We start from the raw sequence: 19917 nt of genomic DNA on the forward strand, positions 1-19917 counted from the left end.
CCGACTTCATCATTACACTGCAAGCTCTTGTTTTTCATCTTCTTTCACCACTTCCATCAAGGAGAGGCGAATGGTGGCACAGGCCCCAATGCGACCCGACGGATCAATCGGCTCACCATCCGTGAGCGTCAGCGTCCCGCCATGTTCCTCAATGATTTTCTTGACGATCGGCAGGCCCAGCCCAGTGCCTTTCTCGCGTGTCGTCACATAGGGTTCAAACAGGCGCGAGCGATCTTCCGGCAGGCCAATGCCATTGTCCGTGATCGTCACCACCGCATCGTTGTCGTCGCGCCACATCGCCACACGCACGGTTGGCTCATAGCCCAACTCAAATCCGTTTTCCTGCAAGGATTCAATGGCTTCTCCGGCATTCTTGATCAAGTTCGTAAAGGCCTGTCCGATCATGGTCGCATCCACTTCGACCCAGGCGTGATCCGGTTCGATCTCGGCCCGCACCTTCACATCCGGCAGCGCGTTTTGTTGCAACAGCACCGCGCCTTTCACCAGTTCGACCAAATCATGCTCGCGCCGCTCGGGGCTCGGCATCCGAGCGAACTTCGAGAACTCATCGACGATGCGGCGCAAATCGCCGGTCTGGCGCACGATCACAGAGGTGTATTGCTCAAGATCCGCCCGCGCCTCCTCATCGAGACCACGGCCGAATTTGCGCAGGATGCGTTCGGCAGACAGTTGAATGGGCGTCAGCGGATTCTTGATCTCATGCGCGATACGCCGCGCCACATCGCCCCAAGCGGCCAGTCTCTGCGCGCTCACCAGATCGGTCACATCGTCAAAGGCGACCACATAGCCCTCAAGGCGCCCCTCGACGTCGCGTCGCGTGGCGATCCGCACCAAGAGGCTTTCCTGTGCGCCGGAGCGAATGAGTCTCAGCTCTTCTTGCGCCACCTCGCGATTGCCCGCGCGCAGCACATCGAACAAAGGTCCGAATTCCGGCACCACAACGGCCAGCGCCTCGCCCGTTACGTCGCGCTCGCCGAGGCTTAGAAGCGCCTGCGCAGAGCGGTTCAAAAGCGTCACCCGCCCCTCGGCGTCCAAGCCCACGACCCCGGCCGTCACCGAAGACAGCACGGAATCAAACAGGCGGCGGCGCTGGTCGATCTGCTCGTTGCGGTCCAACAGCTCGTCACGTTGCAGTTTGACCTGCCCGGTCATCTGGTTGAACACACGGCCCAGGGTGGCGATCTCGTCCTGACCTTCTTCTTCCGGCACACGGACAGACAGATCCCCCTCACCCACCTTTTTCGCGGCCCCCGCCAGCCGCCCGATGGGCCGCGCAAGACGTTCGGCGAACCACAGACCCAGCCAAGTCGCCGCCAAAATGAGGATCAGCGCGAAGCCGATGTAGAGAAGGCCGAACTCGAAGAGCAACCGCCCCCGGTCGCTTTCCAACTGGTTGTAAAGCGCGATGCTGTCCTGTGTTTCATCCAGCAGATTGAGGATTTTGCCATCCACATCGCGGGTCACATAGAGATAGCGGTCAGAAAAGCCGGCCAGACGCTGCAGTGCGCGAGATTCATTTTGGTCCCAATCATCAATCAGCACCAGCTCGCCAGTCTCGGCACGGGCCAGATCGGCCTCGGATGGCTGTTCATAATCAAAGAGATAGGAGCGATCGCCGCGGGCTTTGATGTCGCCCGCCCGGTCGATCACATAGGCTTCGCGCAGGCCCCGCTGAATGAGGCCTTGTCCCTGGTTGAGCACCTGACGCAGTGCGCCATCGGGCAGGATCGTCACCTGACGGCGGCGGTCGATGATGAAATTGGCCAGCGCACGGGTGTCTTCCGAGAGGCCATCGTGGTGCTCGTCCTCATAGGCTTTGGCGGCCTCCAAAGAGGAGCCCACCACATTACGCACCCGATCAGAAAACCACCCTTCGAGGCCGAAGTTCACCGTCACCACGGCGAAAACCGCGACCATGACGGTCGGGATGAGCGCCAACAGCACAAAGGCACCGGAGAGCCGCAGGTGAAGCCGTGAGCCTTCGGAATGGGCGCGCCGCGCGGCGACGACGCTGGCAATGCGCTGCGCGACAAGCCCCGCGACGACGAGCACATAGACCACATCTGCCAAAAGCACGGAGCGCAGCACGGTTGAGGCCGGTCCGTGGTCTAAAGGCCCGAGAACGAGGAAGGTCAGAATCGCCAGAATTGGACCGAGAACGAACACCGCAAGCGTTGCGACATTCTGCAACCGACGCTGACGCCGCAGCCGAGTCAAACGCTGCCAGCTCTGCCGTCCGATCCGTTGTGCCATGGCTTTATCCGCCAGCATTTTGGCCACGTTGCGCCTCGTCTTTATCCTGCTCTTGGTCCTGCCCTCTTGCGCGGGTTGGACCAAAACCAAGACTAGGACCAAGACGCAAAGCACGGACATCCGTTGCAATCGGGTCGCAGCTGCGTGCTTTCCGCATCACTGCGCCCAAATCACCACGGATGTGGCCTTTTTACATCAACTTGCGGCGGCGTGTCACCTGAATATCGAGATCATTGATCTTTTTACGCAAGGTATTGCGGTTGATGCCAAGCAAATCGGCACATTTGGCCTGATTTCCGCCAACTGCATCGAGCGCTATTTCGATCAAAGGCCCTTCGACTTCCTTCAAAATCCGCTGATAGAGCCCCGGCGGCGGCAGGACTCCGCCATGCAGATCGAAATAGCGGCGCAGGTGTTTCGCCACGGAGGACGACAGTTTTTCGCCCTCGGAACCGCCCTGCAGCGGTTCCATCGCGGGCTGGTTGCCCAGCACCGTCTCCACTTCGATCCGGGTGATTTCTTCCTCGGGAGAGGTCACGATCAGGCGGCGGATGGTGTTTTCCAATTGGCGCACGTTGCCCGGCCAGCTGTAGGCGCGAACAAGCTCCATTGCCTCATGCGAGAAGCGGCGCGCAGACAAGCCGTCGCGTTCGGCTTTCGACAGGAAGAACTCGGCCAGAAGCGGAATATCATCCACGCGCTCACGCAGGGACGGTACGGAGATCGTGACGCCGCCGAGACGGTAGAACAGATCCTGACGGAAGGCGCCGCTTTCCATTTTCGCGGCCAAATTGGCCTGAGAACTGGCCATGATGCGGGGGCCGTTGTCGGTGAAACTGTCGAGCATCCGCACGATGCGGGCCTGCGCCTCTTCGTCGAGATCACCCACTTCGTCAAACAGGATCGAGCCGTTCTTGGCCTTGGAAATCACCGCAGCCGGGCCTTCCATCGTCGCCAGATCGGCGGCAGAGACCACCACGAAGGGCAGCGTGCGACGGTCGGAGAAATCATGGATCGCACGCGCGATAAGCGATTTACCCGTGCCGCTCTCTCCCGTGATCAGCACCGGAAGATCGGTGTTCATCACGCGGGCAACAAGGCGATAAAGCGTCTGCATCGCGGGCGTACGCCCCACCAGCGGCAGGTCCTCTTTCGGCCCCTCGGAGGGCGCTTTGGCATTCGACGGCGCAGGGTTTGCGCGGCGTTTGACTTCAAGCGCCTTGGCCGCGCGCTTCATCAAATCGGGCAGATCGAAAGGCTTCGGCAGGTAGTCGAAGGCTTCAGCCTCCGCCGCCTGAATTGCCGTCATGATGGTGTTCTGCGCAGAGATCACAATCACCGGCAGACCGGGACGAAGCTCCGCGATCTTCGGCAGCGCCTCCAAGCCATTTCCATCGGGCATCATCACATCGGAGATGACCAGATCGCCCTTCCCCTCCTCGACCCATCGCATCAGGGTGACCAAAGATGAGGTCGCATGGACCTTACATCCGGCGCGGGTCAACGCCTGGGTCAGAACGGTGCGGATCGTGCGGTCGTCATCAGCGACGAGGATCGTGCCATCCATGTTTTTCTCTCCTTGTCAGTTTCGCGCCAGACTCAAAACCGGGACCAAAGCTGTCCCTTGTCCGTCGCGCATCCCCTTTTTAACGGGGTTTTTCACAGTTTTATTACACATCGCGCCCTGTCCCATTCTTGCCTGCCCCACGCCTTCACGTCGAGGATGTCGCATCGCGTGGCGCGACAGGGAGGGAAATGCGGAACACGGTTTTACCCGGCGTCGAGTCGACCGAAATCCAGCCCTCGTGATCCGAGATGATCTTGGACACCAGCGCGAGGCCGAGACCCGTGCCATTCTCGCGGCCCGATACGAAGGGTTCGAAAATATCCGACGCGATCTCCGGCGGAAGACCCGGGCCGTCGTCAATGATCTCAACCTGCAACGGCAACGCCCCCCCAGTGCCGTCCTTGCGCCGCAGACGCAGCGACAGGTCGTAGAAGGTGCGTAGACGGATCACACCGCCCTCTTTGCCCGCAGCCTCGGAGGCGTTCTTGATCAGATTCAAAAACACCTGCAGCAACTGATCGCCATCGACAAACGTAGGCGGAAGCGAGGGGTCGAATTCCTCGATGAACTTCATATTCGCGCCGTAGGACAGCTCGGCGGATTTGCGGGCGCGGTCCAGCAGATCGTGGATGTTGATCGCGCGTTTCGCGGGGGGGCGCAGGTTGCCGAATTGCTCGACCTGCTCCAAAAGCGCCACGATCCGGCGGCTTTCGGCCACGATCAGATCGGTCAGTTCAAGATCCTCGGGGCTCAGGCTCATCGACAAAAGCTGCGCAGCACCCGTGATCCCCGCCAGCGGGTTCTTGATCTCATGCGCCAGCATTTCCGCCATGCCGATCGCAGACCGTGCAGAAGTTTTCACCTGATGTGCGCGCCCCAGTCGATCCGCGATCTGGCGCGGCTCCATCAACAGGATCAGCCAATCGTCCATGCCCTGCAGAGGCGCGATCTGGATGTTGCATTGCACGGGCGCAGCGTTGCCACCCGAAACATCGACATTGTTGATGAACAACGGTGAATCGTCGCGACGCACGCGGGCAAAGGCCTCTTCGAGCGGCGCATCAATCGCCAGTTTGTCAAACACCGGCACGCCCATCAGGGTGCGCGCGGAAGCGTTCAAAAACAGTTCCGCCGAGGAATTCACCTCGTTGATCAGATTGTCCGCGTCGATCATCACCGCAGGCACCGGCAGTGAAGGCCAGAGCATATCGAACCGCGCATCCGTCATGCGGCACATCCTTCTTTATCCGTAAAATCTCCGCTGAGCGCGTCCGGCAAGAGCGCCAGAACCGCTTTCGGCGCCTTCTCCGTCAGCACGCGCTTACGCAGCACCGCGGGCGTGCCGGCCGTGTCCATGTACCACCCCAGATGCTTGCGCATCACACGCCCGCCCAGGTCCGTACCATAGAACGCGACGCCGGCCTCATAATGTCCAGCGACCATCTCGGCGAATTCCTTACCCTCGGGCCGGACGGGTTCCGGTGACCCCGTCAGGTTCGCCGCCACCTGCGCCAAAACCCAAGGTCGCCCCTGCGCGCCGCGTCCGATCATCACGCCATCGGCGCCCGATTGCGTCAGAGCATCCTGCGCCGTCTCGGGCGAGGTGATGTCGCCATTGGCAATCACCGGGATCGACACCGACGCTTTCACGGCACGGATCGCCGCCCAATCTGCGCGCCCCTTGTAAAACTGGCATCGCGTGCGACCGTGAATGGTGATCATCTGAATGCCCGCATCCTCGGCGCGCTTGGCCAGCTCCGGCGCGTTCAAAAGCGCATCGTCCCAACCCAGTCGGGTTTTCAACGTCACAGGCACATGGACCGCCGCCACGACCGCCTCTATCAGCGTCAATGCATGATCCAGATCGCGCATCAGGGCCGAGCCGGAATAGCCGGAGACCACCTTTTTCGCGGGGCAGCCCATGTTGATGTCGATGATCCGGGCGCCGTTGTCCTCCGCGATCTTCGCGGCCAGCCCCATCGGCTCAGCCTCGCGCCCCGCAAGCTGCACGGCGGTGTTCTCGACCCCAAAGCCAAGTTCCGCCTTCTCGCGCGTGCCTGGACGCGCATTGATCATGTCGTGCGAGGCGACCATCTCGGACACGACCAAACCGGCCCCGAAGCTGGAGACCAGCGTGCGGAACGGCAGGTCGGTGATCCCGGCCATGGGAGCCAGGAACACGGGCGGGTCCAGTGTGAGTTGCGCCAAACGAACGGGCAAGCGATTAATCCTTGTGCATTTCGACCAGAGGTAGCCTCCACGGGCGCGAGTCGCAAAGGGGCGCGAGGGGCTTTCGAGGAAAAAAGGGGCGAAAAACGACATTCGCACAAAATTTAATCTATCAAACAGTCAAAAACAGCGCATTGCAAGGGCGCGCGCCAGCGCTTATCCCAAGTCGCATGACAAAAACTGCCGTCATCATCGTTGCCGCCGGACGCGGCACCCGCGCGGGCGGGACACTGCCGAAGCAATGGCAAACGCTCGGGGGCGGCCGAACCTCTTTGCGCGTGATCGACCACAGCATCGCGCGCTTCCGTGCGCATGCCGACGCAATCGTCGTGGTGCATCACCCGGACGACCAGGACCTCGCGCAAAGCCTTGAAAATGTGACACTTGTCAGCGGCGGCGCGACGCGCGCGGCCTCTGCGCGGGCTGGACTTGAGGCCCTTGTCGGACAAGGGATCGACACGGTTCTGATCCACGATGCGGCCCGCGCCTTGATCCCGTCTGCCGTGATCGAAGGGGTGAAAGACGCTCTTGAGCAGCACCAAGGCGCCGCACCTGCGCTCCCTGTGACGGACGCGCTGTGGCGAGGTGCGGCGCCTCAGAACGCGACAGAAACGAGCAATTTCGTGGACGGTACGCAGGATCGCAGCGGATTGTTTCGCGCACAGACACCGCAAGGCTTCGATTTTGAGGCGATTCTGACCGCGCACAGAGCCCATCACGCAGAGGCCGCCGACGATGTCGAAGTGGCCCGCGCTGCCGGCATCCGAGTAGCGATCACGCAAGGATCCGAAGAGAATTTCAAAATCACCCACCCGGAAGATTTCGCCCGGGCCTCCGCACTGTTGCGGCAAAAAGAGCAGGAGACGACACAGATGGATATTCGCCTCGATATGCGCCTGGGCAATGGCTACGACGTCCACCGTTTCGGAGAGGGCGATCACGTCTGGCTCTGCGGCGTCAAAGTCCCGCATGGCCGCAGCCTACAGGGCCATTCCGACGCCGATGTGGGCATGCATGCGCTCACCGATGCAATTTATGGCGCTCTGGCACGCGGTGACATCGGCCAACATTTCCCGCCGTCTGATCCGCAATGGAAAGGCGCCGAGAGCCATATTTTCCTGCGCCATGCGATCGGGTTGGCCCGCGAGATGGGCTATGAGTTGATGAATTGCGACGTGACACTGGTTTGTGAGCGCCCCAAGGTGGGGCCGCACGCGCAGGCCATGCGCGCCGCTCTGGCAGAGATTATGTCCGTGGATATTGAGAAAGTCTCGGTGAAGGCGACCACCTCCGAGCGGCTGGGCTTTACCGGCCGCGAGGAAGGAATCGCCTCACTCGCCACCGCAGCTTTGATCCGAACCTGACCTGATCCGCACCGCTTAAGAAGGAAGACCCAGATGAACCCTTTCGCCGAACTCATCGCGACCATGGCCCGGATCGGGTATATGCGTCCTGCCCCCGGCACATGGGGCTCTGCCGCCGCTGTGCCCCTGTTCTGGCTGCTTCACGAAACGCTGGGCGTTCCCGGAGTTCTGATCGGCACCGTCGTGATGTTTATTGCCGGACTTTGGGCCACGGGCGAGATGACGCGCGGGATGGAGAACCACGACCCCTCAGAGATTGTCATCGACGAGCTTGTCGGCATGTGGATCGCGCTGATCCCTGTGTCCATCGGCTCGGCCATGGCCGGCGCGCCCTCAACCGCGCTTTGGCCTGCCTGGCCCACTGCGTTTCTGGCGTTTCGTCTTTTCGACATCTGGAAACCCGGCCCTGTTGGCTGGGCCGACCGGCGCGGTGATGCCTTGGGTGTGATGCTGGATGACGTGATCGCCGGCGTGTTTGCAGCGCTGGTCGTGGTGGTCATGGCTGGGATTTACCACAAGGTGATCATGTGACGACCGGAATTCCAGTCACCCTCGCCGCTGTCACATTGGAAGCCGCGCGCGCCAAGGGCGTGATGATCGCCACCGCCGAAAGCTGCACCGGTGGCATGATCATCGGCAGCCTGACGGAGGTGGCGGGCTCCTCCGACGTGGTCGAACGCGGATTCATCACCTATTCCAATACAGCGAAACGCGAGATGTTGGGCGTCTCGCCCGTGACCTTAGCGCAATATGGCGCAGTCTCTGAGCAGGTGGCGCGCGAAATGGCCGAAGGTGCCGTGAGCCGCTCGCAGGCCCAGATCGCCGTCGCGGTCACAGGCATCGCTGGCCCCGGCGGGTCCGAACACAAACCCGAAGGTCGGGTCTGTTTCGGCCTTGCCTATGAGGGGCATGACACGATCGTGAAAACGGTGAACTTCGGGCCAATCGGCCGCGCCAATGTGCGCAGCGCCACCGTCATTACGGCACTGGAAATGATGCAAAACGCACTTGAGGCGTAAAAGCGCCTCGGCACAACACGGGTTTGGGAGGACTCATGTTCGAAACGATTTTGGTGATCCTCGCCGGGCTTGCAGGCGGCGCGCTCAATGCCGTCGCGGGCGGCGGCACATTTCTGACCTTACCAGCCCTGATCTTGGCCGGTGTGCCGCCGGTCTCCGCCAACGCCACCGCCACGCTCACCGCCCTGCCCGGCTATGTCTCTAGCGTCTGGGCCTACCGGCGCGATCTGCACACCACCGCCACCATGCCCGCCGCGCGGATGATCGCGATTGCGGCTCTGGGCGGGGTGTTGGGCGCTCTGCTTTTGCTGATCACGCCGAATGACACGTTTCTGGTGGTGGTACCTGCGCTCATGGCCTTGGCGACCCTGCTCTTTGCCGGTGGGCCGCAGATGATCAAACGCCTGTTTGCGCGCGAGATGATGGGACCTCTGGGGGCCGCAGTCGCACTCTTCGCCGTCTCCATCTATGGCGGTTATTTCAATGGCGGGCTGGGGATCATGCTTCTGGCCGTCTTGGGACTGATCGGCTTTACCGATCTGCATGCGATGAACGGGCTAAAGAACGCTTTGTCGGTGCTTTTATCGCTGGTCTCCGCCGTGACCTATGTTTTGGCGGGGGTGATCGCTTGGAACTTCGCCGCCGTTCTGGCCGCCGCGATGATTGCGGGCGGGTTCTTAGGCGCGCATTACGCGCGGCGCATCAAGAACACCGCTCGGCTCAAGCAGTTTATCGTCCTGGTCGGTGTGGTGATGACGGTGATTTTTACGGTGCGGTTGCTTTAAGCATTCAGCCGTAAAGCTCCGCCGCCCGGCGTTCAAACGCGCGCACGATGCGTTGCATGGCGTCATTGAACACCATGCCGATCACCCCTTGCAGGATGGCGTTCTTGAATTCGAAATCGACGAAGAATTCGACATCACAGCCGCCATCTTCTGCGGGCGTGAATTGCCACCAGCTTTTCATGTAGCGAAACGGACCGTCGAGATATTCGGTGTCGATGCGGCGCTCTTCGGCAAACAGTTTCACACGCGAGCCGAATTTTTCGCGAAACACCTTAAACGAGATCACCAGATCGGCGAGCATCAGCTCGTGGTCGCCCATATCGGTGCGCGAGCGAATGCGCGCGGCGGCATTCCACGGCAGGAATTTCGGGTAGCTTTCGACATCGGCCACCAGCGCATACATCTGATCGGCGCTGAACGGCATGTGCTTTGTTTCCTGGTGCGTCGGCATGGTCTCTGGTCTATGTTTTCCTTGCCTGATACATCTATGGCTGAGCCCAAAATTGCAAGTGTCCAAAACGGGACCGAAAGGGAACAGGATGACGCAGCGACCCTATCACATCGATGTCATGATCTCGGCCAAGGCGATCGCCGCCCGGATCGAGGACCTCGCGAAAGAGATCAGGCGAGACTACAAGGACACTGACAAATTGGTGGTCGTGGGCCTGTTGCGCGGCTCGTTTGTCTTTATTGCCGATCTGGTGCGGGAGCTGGAAATGAATGTCGAGGTCGATTTCCTGGAGGCCTCATCCTACGGCAATGCCACCGAGTCGTCGCGCGAGGTGAAAATCCTCAAAGACCTGCGCGGCCCCATCGAAGGCCGCGATGTTTTGGTCGTCGAAGACATCGTCGACACCGGGCATACACTGTCGGCTGTCATGAAACTCCTGCACTCACGCAACCCGCGCAAAATTGAGACCATCGCGCTTTTGGACAAACCTGCGCGCCGCGAGGTCGATCTCAAGGCGACATGGACCGGCTTTGAAATCCCCGACGCTTTCGTCGTGGGGTATGGCATCGACTTCGCCCAAGCCAATCGCAACCTGCCGTTCATCGGCTCCGTGGTGTTCGACGACGAAGACGCCAAAGAAAGCGACGGCGCGTGAACCAGATGCGCTGGATGTTACGCGCAAAACGATGGGCGCAACATCCGCCGTCCGCCAAGCGGGTGAAGTTCACCTTTGCGATCATCGCGGTTTGCGTTGCGATCTATGCGGTTGAGAAAACCGTCGGCCTGCCTGAATGGATGCAGGTGACCCAGACGCCAAAGATCAAGCTTCAGTGAGCTCAGAGGCCGGCGACACATTCTCCAGCCCCATCAGAAAATCTTCCTCCGCCTCCAACGCAAGAGCAATGCGAGACCGCGCTTGGCGAAGGCGTGGCGCATCGGCCAAATCGACATGCGAGGCCACGAAGATCGGCACGGGCGGGACTTCCAGAACCGGCGTGATCCGGCGCAACATCTTGGACGCATTGCCCATAAACACCGGCAACATCACGCGCCCCATGCCTTCCTCCGCCAACGCACGGAGCGTCAGAAAACTGTCGGAGGCCGCCATAAAGTGCACGCGCCGCCGCTCAAGTTCCTCGCGCAGCTTCTGCCCCGCGTGAGACCGCCCGATGCCGCCCGTCAGGCCCAGCCAATGATCTTCGGGCACCGCCTCGGATGAGGCATAAAAACCGAAGGCCATCTGCGTCGCCATGTCGCCGAACAAATCATCGGGCAGCTTGTAGGTCGGGCGCACCGTCACATCGGCGTGGAGCCGCGACAGGTCGAGGTGGCTGTTGGTAGACAAAAGCTCGAAACTCAACTCATGCCCATGCCCGCTCTCATGTGCGGAGAGCCGCGCCAGAAGTTTCGGCAGGACCGTTTGGCAAAACGTATCCGTCGAGGTGACACGGATGACACCGGCCAAAGGCGCCTCACCCACCTGCGCCAACCGTTCAACGGCGCCCACCGCGGCCTCAACCTCGCGTGCGGCTTCGATCAGGCGCAATTTTTCCGGCGCAATGTCATAGCCGCGGACAGATTTCTCGAATAACTCGACGCCAAGACGTTTCTCAATGGCCGCGACACGGCGCAAAACCGTGGCATGATTGACCCCTAACTCGCGTGCGGCCCCGGACACGGAACCCGAGCGCGCCACCGCGAGTACGAACCGATAATCGTCCCAATTTGGTCTGTGCATCATGTCCGTCCCTCCCCTCATCACACCTAAATATAGCATAGGTGCAGTGCGATCTGACTTGAGAGAGATCACTTGAAGGACGGTTTTTGCACAATTGGGCGCGATTCATCAGGAAAAATCGCGTTCAGGCGCCCAATCACGATACGTTTTGGAGAAGCGATCAGGGCAAAGGCGCGGTCTGAAACAACGTGACTTTCAACCCTCCATGGGCCACCGGCGCACCGGTCGGAAGCCACGGCAAACCCGTCGACTGCGCAAGCTGCGCATCCGAGGTGATCATGCCGACACGCCAGCCGGAGAACCGCGCGCGCATCACGTCACCGAAGGCACCATAAAGGGCATAAAGGTCTTTCTTTTTGCCAATCCGCGCGCCGTAAGGCGGGTTGACGATCACCAGTCCCTGCGCGCCTTCGGGGCGCTCGATCTCGGACACAGACACAGGTTTGAACTGGCAGAGATCCCCCACGCCCGCGCGTTCTGCATTGTCGTTCGCCATGCGAATAACGTTCACATTGCGATCAGAGCCGTAAAATTGCAAATCCGTATCCCATTTGGGGGCTTGGTCTTTGAAATTTTGCAGAGGCCGGGGGTCGAACCCGACCAGATGTTCAAAGGCAAAGGATCGCGCGCGACCGGGCAACAGCCCCCGCGCTATCTCAGCCGCCTCGATCACAAAGGTCCCGGAACCACACATCGGGTCCAGCACTGGCTCAGAGCCGGTATAGCCACAGGCCCGCAGAAAAGAGGCCGCCATGGTTTCGCGCATCGGCGCCTTGCCCACACCAGCCTTGAAGCCACGTTTGTGCAGCGCCTCGCCGGAGGTGTCGACGGAGAGGATGACCATATCGTCCTCGATCCGCACCTTGAGCACGACCTCGGCCTCGGGCGAGACAGGCGCGCCAAGCTCTTCGGTGATGGCGCGCTCGATGCGCTCTTGCGCCGCCCCTGCGTGGTAGATTTTGTTGCGCTTTCCGGTGACGACCTCGACCCGGAACGGCACGTCGGGTTTGAGCACCTCGCCCCAAGGGAATTTGCGGGCGCGTTTGTCGAGCTGCGCCAGATGCAGCGCTCGGAAATTGCCGATCCGCGCCAGAACCCTCGCCGCACAACGTAGGGTGAGGTTCGCCCGCCAGACGTCTTCCCAGGTGCCTTCAAAGGTCACGCCACCGCCAACGGCGACTGGTGACGGGAAACCCGCCTCCTCCGCCTCGGCCAACAGAAACGGCTCAAGCCCCGGCTGGGTGCCGAGGAAAATTTCGAATGTGTCTGACACTTAAGCTTGACCGAGTTTGGCGAGACGGTTCGCGCGCAACCGGGCGAAATCATCGCCCGCATGGTAGGACGACCGCGTCAGGGGCGTCGCGGAGACCATCAGGAAACCTTTGTTGATCGCAGCTTTCTCGTAGCTTTTGAACTCATCTGGAGTAATGAATTCCGCGACGCGGTGGTGTTTCGGCGTCGGCTGCAAATATTGCCCGATGGTCATGAAATCGATGTCCGCGGCGCGCATATCGTCCATGACTTGCAGAACTTCGGGGCGCTTCTCGCCCAATCCTACCATGATGCCGGATTTGGTGAACATAGTCGGGTCGAGCTCTTTCACACGCTGCAACAGACGCAGCGAGTGGAAATAGCGCGCACCGGGACGCACCTCTTGGTACAGACCCGGCACGGTCTCGAGGTTGTGGTTGAACACGTCCGGCTTGGCCTCGACGACGGTTTCCAACGCGCTTGGGTCGCATTTCAAAAAGTCCGGCGTCAGGATTTCGATGGTGGTCTCGGGGCTACGCTTACGCACCGCGCGGATGGTCATGGCGAAATGCTCCGCACCGCCGTCTTCAAGGTCGTCGCGGTCAACAGAGGTGATCACCACGTGTTTGAGGCCCAGTTTCTGAACCGCATCGGCCACGCGGCCCGGCTCGAAGACATCAAGCTCATCCGGACGCCCGGTGGCGACGTTACAGAAAGTGCAGCCACGGGTGCAAATCTCGCCCATGATCATCATGGTGGCATGCCCCTGTGACCAGCACTCGCCCGCGTTGGGACAGCCCGCCTCTTCGCACACAGTCACCAATTTATGCTCACGCATGATCTTATGCGTGTCCATGTAGCCCTTAGACGTGGGTGCCTTGACCCGGATCCAATCCGGTTTCTTCGGCTGGGCATTGTCGGGACGATGCGCCTTTTCGGGGTGGCGTTGGTCGGGGATCTTGAGATCACGCATGGCAGGATGCTTTTCCGTTTGGGCTTTTCCGTATGGATCACGATATAGGCAACCTGCCCGCAAATGTCTCGCGAAATCCGCAGATTTCCGGGGCGGGACCGGTTTCGCTGCAAGTGCATTGATACGCGCTTTAGAATCGCTCTAAAAGGTCTGCGACAGAATGAAGCGTCCCCTCTCCCGATGGGCGCGCGATCCAAGGAGCAAGATGATGAAAGCCGGTTACAAACTCCCCGAAGTGACCTTCCACACCCGCGTGCGCGACGAGAGCATCGGCGGTCCGAACCCGTTTAAATGGGAAGACAAAACCACCTCCGATTACTTCGCAGGCAAGCGCGTTGTGCTGTTCTCCCTGCCGGGCGCCTTCACCCCCACCTGCTCCACCTACCAACTTCCGGGCTTTGAAAAAGGCTTCGAAGACTTCAAAGCCGAAGGCATCGACGCGATCTACTGCATGTCCGTGAACGACAGCTTTGTCATGAACAAATGGGCGCAATCTCAAGAACTTGAGAACGTTGGCGTGATCCCGGACGGCTCCGGCGAATTCACCCGTCGCGTTGGCATGCTGGTGCGCAAAGACAACCTCGGCTTTGGTCTGCGCTCCTGGCGCTACGCCGCCGTCGTCAACAACGGTGTGGTCGAAGCCTGGTTCGAAGAGCCGGGTCTCTCCGACAACCACGGCGAAGACCCCTACGGCGTCTCCTCCCCGGAAAACGTGCTGAAGTGGCTCAAAGGCGAAGAAGCCGAAGCCGTCGCGTAAGACGCCCGCCTCTATCGATTAAGAAAGGCCCGTGAGGAACACTCGCGGGCCTTTTTGCATCTGCGGCATTTTGAAACTTGGGAATACCGTCGCATACCGGGAATACCACCAGCGCATGGCTTACCGCAGCATCAGCGCGATCACGACAAGTGCGGCAATCGTGCCCAAGGCCACCACGCGGTCCACCCCGGAACTCGGTGGCGTAAAGCCCTCCGCGATCCGCTTTTGCACGCCGTCCGGCGCCTGTCCGGTGGCAAGCTGCACGATCTGTTCGGGCGAGGCCAGCTGACCCTTCGTATCGCGGTAATGCGTCAAATCGATCCGCAGTGACGCCCCGCGCCCCGCCGCCTTCGCTGTCAGAAACACCTGTCGACGACTGCGCGTGCGCCGCGCGGTGAGCGCCAAAGCCTGATACTGCCCGAGATCATAGCGCCGCGTGCCGAACAGGCGCACTTCGGTGATCCGTCCCCGGCGCACCTGCAAGGTCGGACGCCCGCGCAAAGCCGAGAGGATGCGATAGAGACCGATCAGCATCACAGGGAGGGAAAATGCGGGCATCAGCCACCAGGCAAAGGTACCCGGCAACGGCATCCAGACCGCCAAGACCAGCATCGGCAGCGCCATGATCATCAGCAGTCCCAAAGCCACCCAGATCATCACAGGCCAGCGCCACCTGTAGAACAAGAGCCGTTCGTCCCGCTCAGTGTTCTGAGGCGCGTCCTGCATCTTTTGCGCCATCCTCTAGCCCCGTCCCCGCGCGTCAATCATCAACTCTTCGCCTGCCTCGGTCAAAAGCGCGGCCAATTCCGTGAACCAGCTTTTCACCTCTGTCGATTGCCTCCGCACCAAAGCAACGGTGCGTTCCGGTTGAGGGTCGGGAAAGCGCAGCACGGCCATATCGGGGCTCGCCGCCATCTCAGAACAGAGTGCGATCTCCGGCAGGAACGTCAGCCCGAACCCCTGCGCCACCAACCCGCAAAGCGTGGCCAGAGACGATGCGCCAAGGTCCACCGTCTGCCGTGTGCGTTTCAGACCGCAAACATCGAGCGCCTGATCAGCCAGACAATGGCCTTCGTCGAGGAGCAAAAGCGTATCTGGCGACAGTTCGGTCGGGCGTGGCGCACTTTGCGCGGTGAGCGCATCGATCCGAGATTGCGATCCCGCCAAGAGGAAATGATCGGTGAACAGGGGCTGCGCCATCAGCCCCTCGACGTCATAGGGCAGCGCGATCACGGCTGCATCAAGCTGTCCTTTCTGCACAGCTGACAAAAGTTCCGCCGTCTGCGCCTCCCGCACCCGCATATCGAGATCAAGCGCCGCCGCCTTGATCCGCGTCAGCGCGCGCGGCAAGAGATAGGGTGCGATGGTCGGGATCACGCCGAGGGTCAGCCGCCCGGTGAGGCCTTTGGACAGTCGAATTTCGGCTTCAAGGTTGCGGGTCATCGCGAGAATCTCGTGACAGCGCTCAAGAACCACCTGCCCGGCGCGCGTCAGACGAATGTCGCGCGGCAAGCGCTCGACAAGCTGCGCCCCGAGAGAGGCCTCCATCTCCTTGATTTGCTGAGACAACGCGGGCTGCGTGACATGCACGGCCTCGGCCGCGGCCGAAAAGCTGCGTTGCTCGGCCAAGGCTACAAAATAGGTCATTTGTCGGAGTGTGAGCATCAGGTGGGCCTCATGTTGATTAGATTATCTAATCGCATGAGGCCAAACTGACAACTTCACACAATGACGCGGATGATCTTAGCTCGGCCAGCGCTCGCAGGTGTTTGAGGGAGTTCGCGCCATGAAAAGGTCCACCGGACCTTTTCATGCTACAAAGGACTGGCGCTCCTCCAGGGCTCCACCCGTGAAACCCTCAAACGCTCCACTGGAGCTTTTGCCGGGGCACAGCCCCGGACCGGATTTCACCCAATCAGATTGCTATACCCCGCCTCATCATAATGCTTCTTCAACCGCTGCAAAGCAATCCGCAACACGATCTTGCCAGAGCGAGCCGACCAACCCATGCGTTGCTCCGCCTGCTCCATGCCCTCGAGATAGCAACAGCAGCGCAGCGCCACATCGCCCAGCCCCGCCCCGAGGTCCAGAAGCGCCGCTCCGACACGAGCGCGCGCTGCATCGGGACCGAAGCCGTTGATGTTGCCCGCAACCTCCTTCGGCGCGCCGGAGGTCAGGTAAAGGTCCCAATTCTGGTCCCTGCCCGCGCCCATCTGGGCCAGTTCGAAATCCTCGCGCAGACGCTCTGCCGCGCCCACAAGTTCGGGTGACAGGAAAGCCTCGCCTTCCTTGTCGCGACGACGGGCCAGCACCATAACCGGGCTTTCCGCCGTATTGTAGCGGACGCGCTTGTTGCGGCTTTCGCCCGCATCTAATGAAAATTCAGCGCGGACATCATAGTCCGGGTCCATCTCGCCAAACCGCGCGGGCGTCTCGGAAAAGCCTGCGCGCGCGGATTCGTCCTCTGCCAGAAATCGGCGCAGCGCAGCGCGGCCTGCCGAGGTGATCGTATAGCGCGTGATCTTGCCCTTGGCATTGGCGGCGATCCAATCCTTGAGCGCCATCGCCTGTGCGATCGGGCGATCGAGCACGGCGGTGCGCGTGGTGCGCCCGTCCGGCAGATCGCGCACCACGACCGCCTTTTCCATATCCCTCGCTACCGCCAGACAGGCCCCCGGTTCGGACAGGCGGCGCAAGATGCGGCGCGCTTCGCGATGGATCGTCGCGTCATCCGGAGGGGTGGCCCCCATGGGGGCGTCGAACGGGGTATTGTCGGTCATCGTGTCCTTGTCCTTGGCTTGGGGCTTCGTGGGGTAAGGCTGGGGATCGGTATTTTGGGGAGTGAGACGACTGAGCGAGACCAATGCTTCGTCGATCAACGGATCGTCGCGTTTTTGTTCAAGCTTGCGGACCTGTCGCATGACCGTAGAGGGCGCACAGCCCCCCTTTCGCGCCAGTTCCCGGATTGTGTCTCCGCTTTCGGTATGTGCGAGATAGCGCTCGGCCTCTTGCGGCACCCATTTCGGCAGACGCCCCCCCCTGGGCGCTCCCTTGGTTCATTGTCGGCTTCCCTGATTCCAGCATCTTTCCCCCGGCAGTTCTGTTCATTGTTTCCATTATTGATACGGTTATGACTTGAGGCAGAGATTTCGGCGGAGCAGCAATTACCCACCAGTTTTCCAAGAAAATCCCCAAATTTATCCCGAATCTTGCCACAACCATGAGTTGTATTTGTTACCCAAAAGTTAATTGCGGCCTCGTTTGTCCAGTATTGTTTCCTAATTCTAAACACTTGAGATCAGGACCGTTCGCATTTCGGAAACAATCCGCAACACACGCTCAGGTTGTGTAATTGTGTCATCAATGTGGCGTCATTGTGACAACACACCTCGACACGCCAAAGCTTTTATCCACAGAGACGAAACAAAGTGCGGCAAGACCACAACAGGAGATCAAATTCATGAACGACGTCACGACCCTGCTCAACGCCCTGCGCCGCCCCCGTCTTTTGATCCGGGCCGCGCGCTTTGGCTTGAACGACTACAACCGCAATCGTGACCTCAAGCGCGTGATGCGCACCAGCACTGCCCCCTCGCCCGCCCGCGCCCTCTCCACGTTGATTGAGGAAGAGGCCAAGATCGAGGAGATCCGCCGCTCCGGGGACGCAACCTACAGCGTGAAACGCCACGTAGAGCTTTTGATCGCCCTGATGGGCGAGGCGCGCCTGCTCCCGAGCGAACAACACGCAGCCTGATCCCGACAACGCGCCTCAAAGCCCCCGACGCCCCTTTAAGAAGGCAGGCACGGGGGCTTTTTCGTGCCTTTTTGCGCGCCAAACCCCGCAACAGCGAAAGCGAGGCGGGAATCCATCTTGCCTCAAGGCGCGCGCGCGCATAAAGGCAAGTCATGACCCAGACATCCCATGACCGCCTCCTCATCATCGACTTCGGCTCTCAGGTGACGCAGCTCATCGCGCGGCGTCTGCGCGAGTTGAATGTCTATTGCGAAATCCACCCCTATCAGAACGTCACCGACGCAAGCCTGAAAGAGTTCGATCCGAAAGCGATCATCTTTTCCGGCGGCCCGGATTCGGTGATGCGCGAGGGCTCGCCCCGTCCGCCGAAAGCGGCCTATGAGATGGGCGTGCCGATTCTGGGCATCTGCTACGGCCAGCAGGTGATGATGCACGATCTGGGCGGTCGTGTTGAGGCGGGCGAACATGCCACCGCCGAGTTCGGCCGCGCCTATGTGACGCCAACCGACAAGCACACTGATTTCTTCAACGGCTGGTTTATGGATGCCTCTGGCCGCGAACAAGTCTGGATGTCCCACGGCGACCACGTCGCCGAGATCGCGCCGGGTTTTGACGTCTACGGCACCTCTCCGGGTGCACCGTTCGCCATGACCGCCGACATTGATCGTCGCTTCTACGCCGTGCAGTTCCACCCCGAAGTGCACCACACGCCGAACGGCGCGACGCTTTATGAGAACTTCGTGAAAATCGCCGGGTTCAAGGGCGATTGGACGATGGGCGCCTACCGCGAAGAGATGATCGCGAAGATTCGCGAACAGGTCGGCGACAAGAAAGTCATCTGCGGCCTCTCGGGCGGCGTTGACAGTTCGGTCACCGCGATCCTGCTGCACGAAGCCATCGGCGATCAGTTGACCTGTGTCTTCGTGGACCATGGCCTGCTGCGGCTCAACGAGGCGGAGCAAGTCGTCACAATGTTCCGTGACAACTATAACCTGAACCTCATCGCAGCTGATGAATCGGATCTGTTCCTTGATGCGCTCGAAGGAGTCTCCGACCCGGAGACCAAGCGCAAAACCATCGGCAAGCTCTTCATCGACGTGTTCCAGAAATACGCCAATGAGATCGAAGGCGCAGAATTCCTCGCCCAAGGCACGCTGTATCCGGACGTGATCGAGTCGGTCTCCTTCTCCGGCGGTCCGTCGGTGACGATCAAATCGCACCACAACGTCGGTGGTCTGCCTGAAAAAATGGGCCTGAAGCTGGTGGAGCCGCTGCGTGAGTTGTTCAAGGACGAGGTGCGTGCGCTGGGCCATGAGTTGGGCTTGCCCGCGTCGTTCATCGGTCGTCACCCCTTCCCCGGGCCGGGTCTCGCGATCCGCTGCCCCGGCGAGATCACCCGCGACAAGCTGGAAATTCTGCGCAAGGCCGACGCCGTCTACATCGACCAGATCCGCAAACACGGGCTCTACGACGAGATTTGGCAAGCCTTCGCGGCCATTCTGCCGATGCGGACTGTGGGTGTGATGGGCGACGGGCGCACTTATGACTATGCGCTCGCCCTTCGTGCCGTGACCTCGGTCGACGGCATGACCGCGGACTATTACCCGTTCAGCCACGAGTTCCTCGGTGAAACCTCCACCCGGATCATCAATGAGGTCAAAGGCGTGAACCGCGTGTTCTACGATTGCACCTCGAAGCCGCCGGGCACGATCGAGCTGGAATAAGTCCAAGTTTCAACATGCCCCGTTTCGGGGC

At 60.6% G+C, this 19917-nt stretch carries 20 protein-coding genes; 9 read left to right on the forward strand and 11 right to left on the reverse strand.

Going from position 1 to position 19917, the window contains the following annotated elements:
* Window positions 1-12 precede the first annotated feature (12 nt).
* From J5Y17_RS07065 to dusB, 4 genes are all read right to left on the reverse strand, one after another.
* The gene (locus J5Y17_RS07065) at window positions 13-2274 is read right to left on the reverse strand and encodes a PAS domain-containing sensor histidine kinase (protein ID WP_219784544.1); all 2262 of its coding nucleotides are present in this window, start codon (window positions 2272-2274) and stop codon (window positions 13-15) included.
* Window positions 2275-2464: 190 nt separating this feature from the next.
* A complete protein-coding gene (locus J5Y17_RS07070) occupies window positions 2465-3841 on the reverse strand; it encodes a sigma-54 dependent transcriptional regulator (RefSeq protein WP_167600579.1) in 1377 nt (458 codons plus the stop codon).
* Between the two features lie 145 nt (window positions 3842-3986).
* Window positions 3987-5069, reverse strand: a complete 1083-nt coding sequence (locus J5Y17_RS07075) for a nitrogen regulation protein NR(II) (protein WP_219784545.1) — start codon at window positions 5067-5069, stop codon at window positions 3987-3989.
* Window positions 5066-6061 (reverse strand): tRNA dihydrouridine synthase DusB, encoded by a 996-nt coding sequence (gene dusB / locus J5Y17_RS07080; protein WP_255571946.1) that lies wholly within the window; start codon window positions 6059-6061, stop codon window positions 5066-5068. Before dusB ends, J5Y17_RS07075 begins: the two co-directional genes overlap by 4 nt.
* Before the next feature lie 179 nt (window positions 6062-6240).
* On the opposite strand from dusB, the gene J5Y17_RS07085 reads away from it, so the two are divergent.
* From J5Y17_RS07085 to J5Y17_RS07100, 4 genes are read left to right on the forward strand one after another with little or no spacing between them, the layout of a single operon-like run.
* A complete protein-coding gene (locus J5Y17_RS07085) occupies window positions 6241-7434 on the forward strand; it encodes a bifunctional 2-C-methyl-D-erythritol 4-phosphate cytidylyltransferase/2-C-methyl-D-erythritol 2,4-cyclodiphosphate synthase (RefSeq protein WP_219784547.1) in 1194 nt (397 codons plus the stop codon).
* Window positions 7435-7467: 33 nt separating this feature from the next.
* The gene (locus tag J5Y17_RS07090; protein WP_219784548.1) at window positions 7468-7965 is read left to right on the forward strand and encodes a phosphatidylglycerophosphatase A; all 498 of its coding nucleotides are present in this window, start codon (window positions 7468-7470) and stop codon (window positions 7963-7965) included.
* Complete coding sequence (locus J5Y17_RS07095; RefSeq protein WP_219784549.1) at window positions 7962-8453, forward strand: CinA family protein; 492 nt, start codon at window positions 7962-7964, stop codon at window positions 8451-8453. Before J5Y17_RS07090 ends, J5Y17_RS07095 begins: the two co-directional genes overlap by 4 nt.
* A gap of 35 nt (window positions 8454-8488) precedes the next feature.
* A complete protein-coding gene (locus J5Y17_RS07100) occupies window positions 8489-9238 on the forward strand; it encodes a sulfite exporter TauE/SafE family protein (protein WP_219784550.1) in 750 nt (249 codons plus the stop codon).
* 4 nt (window positions 9239-9242) lie between these two features.
* Here the strand turns inward: J5Y17_RS07100 and J5Y17_RS07105 are convergent, their stop codons facing one another.
* Window positions 9243-9689 (reverse strand): type II toxin-antitoxin system RatA family toxin, encoded by a 447-nt coding sequence (locus J5Y17_RS07105; RefSeq protein ID WP_219784551.1) that lies wholly within the window; start codon window positions 9687-9689, stop codon window positions 9243-9245.
* Between the two features lie 88 nt (window positions 9690-9777).
* On the opposite strand from J5Y17_RS07105, the gene hpt reads away from it, so the two are divergent.
* Window positions 9778-10344: a hypoxanthine phosphoribosyltransferase gene (hpt, locus tag J5Y17_RS07110; protein ID WP_219784552.1), complete on the forward strand. Its 567-nt coding sequence runs from the start codon at window positions 9778-9780 to the stop codon at window positions 10342-10344.
* A complete protein-coding gene (locus J5Y17_RS07115) occupies window positions 10341-10523 on the forward strand; it encodes a hypothetical protein (RefSeq protein ID WP_219784553.1) in 183 nt (60 codons plus the stop codon). Before hpt ends, J5Y17_RS07115 begins: the two co-directional genes overlap by 4 nt.
* Here the strand turns inward: J5Y17_RS07115 and J5Y17_RS07120 are convergent.
* The 3 genes from J5Y17_RS07120 to lipA form a co-directional block, all read right to left on the reverse strand.
* On the reverse strand, window positions 10510-11430 hold the full coding sequence (locus J5Y17_RS07120) for a LysR family transcriptional regulator (protein WP_219784554.1): 921 nt from the start codon (window positions 11428-11430) through the stop codon (window positions 10510-10512). The two genes, J5Y17_RS07115 and J5Y17_RS07120, sit on opposite strands and share 14 nt — an antisense overlap.
* 157 nt (window positions 11431-11587) lie before the next feature.
* Complete coding sequence (locus tag J5Y17_RS07125) at window positions 11588-12700, reverse strand: class I SAM-dependent RNA methyltransferase (RefSeq protein ID WP_219784555.1); 1113 nt, start codon at window positions 12698-12700, stop codon at window positions 11588-11590.
* Window positions 12701-13651, reverse strand: a complete 951-nt coding sequence (lipA, locus tag J5Y17_RS07130; RefSeq protein ID WP_219784556.1) for a lipoyl synthase — start codon at window positions 13649-13651, stop codon at window positions 12701-12703.
* Between the two features lie 208 nt (window positions 13652-13859).
* Between lipA and J5Y17_RS07135 the strand changes: the two genes are divergently transcribed.
* Window positions 13860-14408, forward strand: coding sequence for a peroxiredoxin (locus tag J5Y17_RS07135; RefSeq protein ID WP_219784557.1), 549 nt, complete (start codon window positions 13860-13862; stop codon window positions 14406-14408).
* A 120-nt stretch (window positions 14409-14528) separates the two neighbouring features.
* On the opposite strand, the gene J5Y17_RS07140 is transcribed toward J5Y17_RS07135, so the two are convergent.
* The 3 genes from J5Y17_RS07140 to J5Y17_RS07150 form a co-directional block, all read right to left on the reverse strand.
* Window positions 14529-15146 carry a hypothetical protein gene (locus J5Y17_RS07140; RefSeq protein WP_219784558.1) on the reverse strand — a complete coding sequence of 206 codons (618 nt, stop codon included), beginning with the start codon at window positions 15144-15146 and terminating at the stop codon, window positions 14529-14531.
* Between the two features lie 3 nt (window positions 15147-15149).
* Window positions 15150-16076: a hydrogen peroxide-inducible genes activator gene (locus J5Y17_RS07145; RefSeq protein WP_219784830.1), complete on the reverse strand. Its 927-nt coding sequence runs from the start codon at window positions 16074-16076 to the stop codon at window positions 15150-15152.
* A gap of 239 nt (window positions 16077-16315) precedes the next feature.
* Complete coding sequence (locus J5Y17_RS07150; protein ID WP_255571970.1) at window positions 16316-17437, reverse strand: DUF6456 domain-containing protein; 1122 nt, start codon at window positions 17435-17437, stop codon at window positions 16316-16318.
* A 431-nt stretch (window positions 17438-17868) separates the two neighbouring features.
* On the opposite strand from J5Y17_RS07150, the gene J5Y17_RS07155 reads away from it, so the two are divergent.
* Together J5Y17_RS07155 and guaA are read left to right on the forward strand one after the other, a co-directional pair.
* Window positions 17869-18162, forward strand: coding sequence for a DUF6477 family protein (locus J5Y17_RS07155; RefSeq protein ID WP_219784560.1), 294 nt, complete (start codon window positions 17869-17871; stop codon window positions 18160-18162).
* Between the two features lie 152 nt (window positions 18163-18314).
* On the forward strand, window positions 18315-19886 hold the full coding sequence (guaA, locus tag J5Y17_RS07160) for a glutamine-hydrolyzing GMP synthase (RefSeq protein ID WP_219784561.1): 1572 nt from the start codon (window positions 18315-18317) through the stop codon (window positions 19884-19886).
* The last annotated feature ends 31 nt before the right edge of the window (window positions 19887-19917 follow it).

Source organism: Celeribacter sp. PS-C1 (genome assembly GCF_019429625.1).
Classification (GTDB): domain Bacteria; phylum Pseudomonadota; class Alphaproteobacteria; order Rhodobacterales; family Rhodobacteraceae; genus Celeribacter.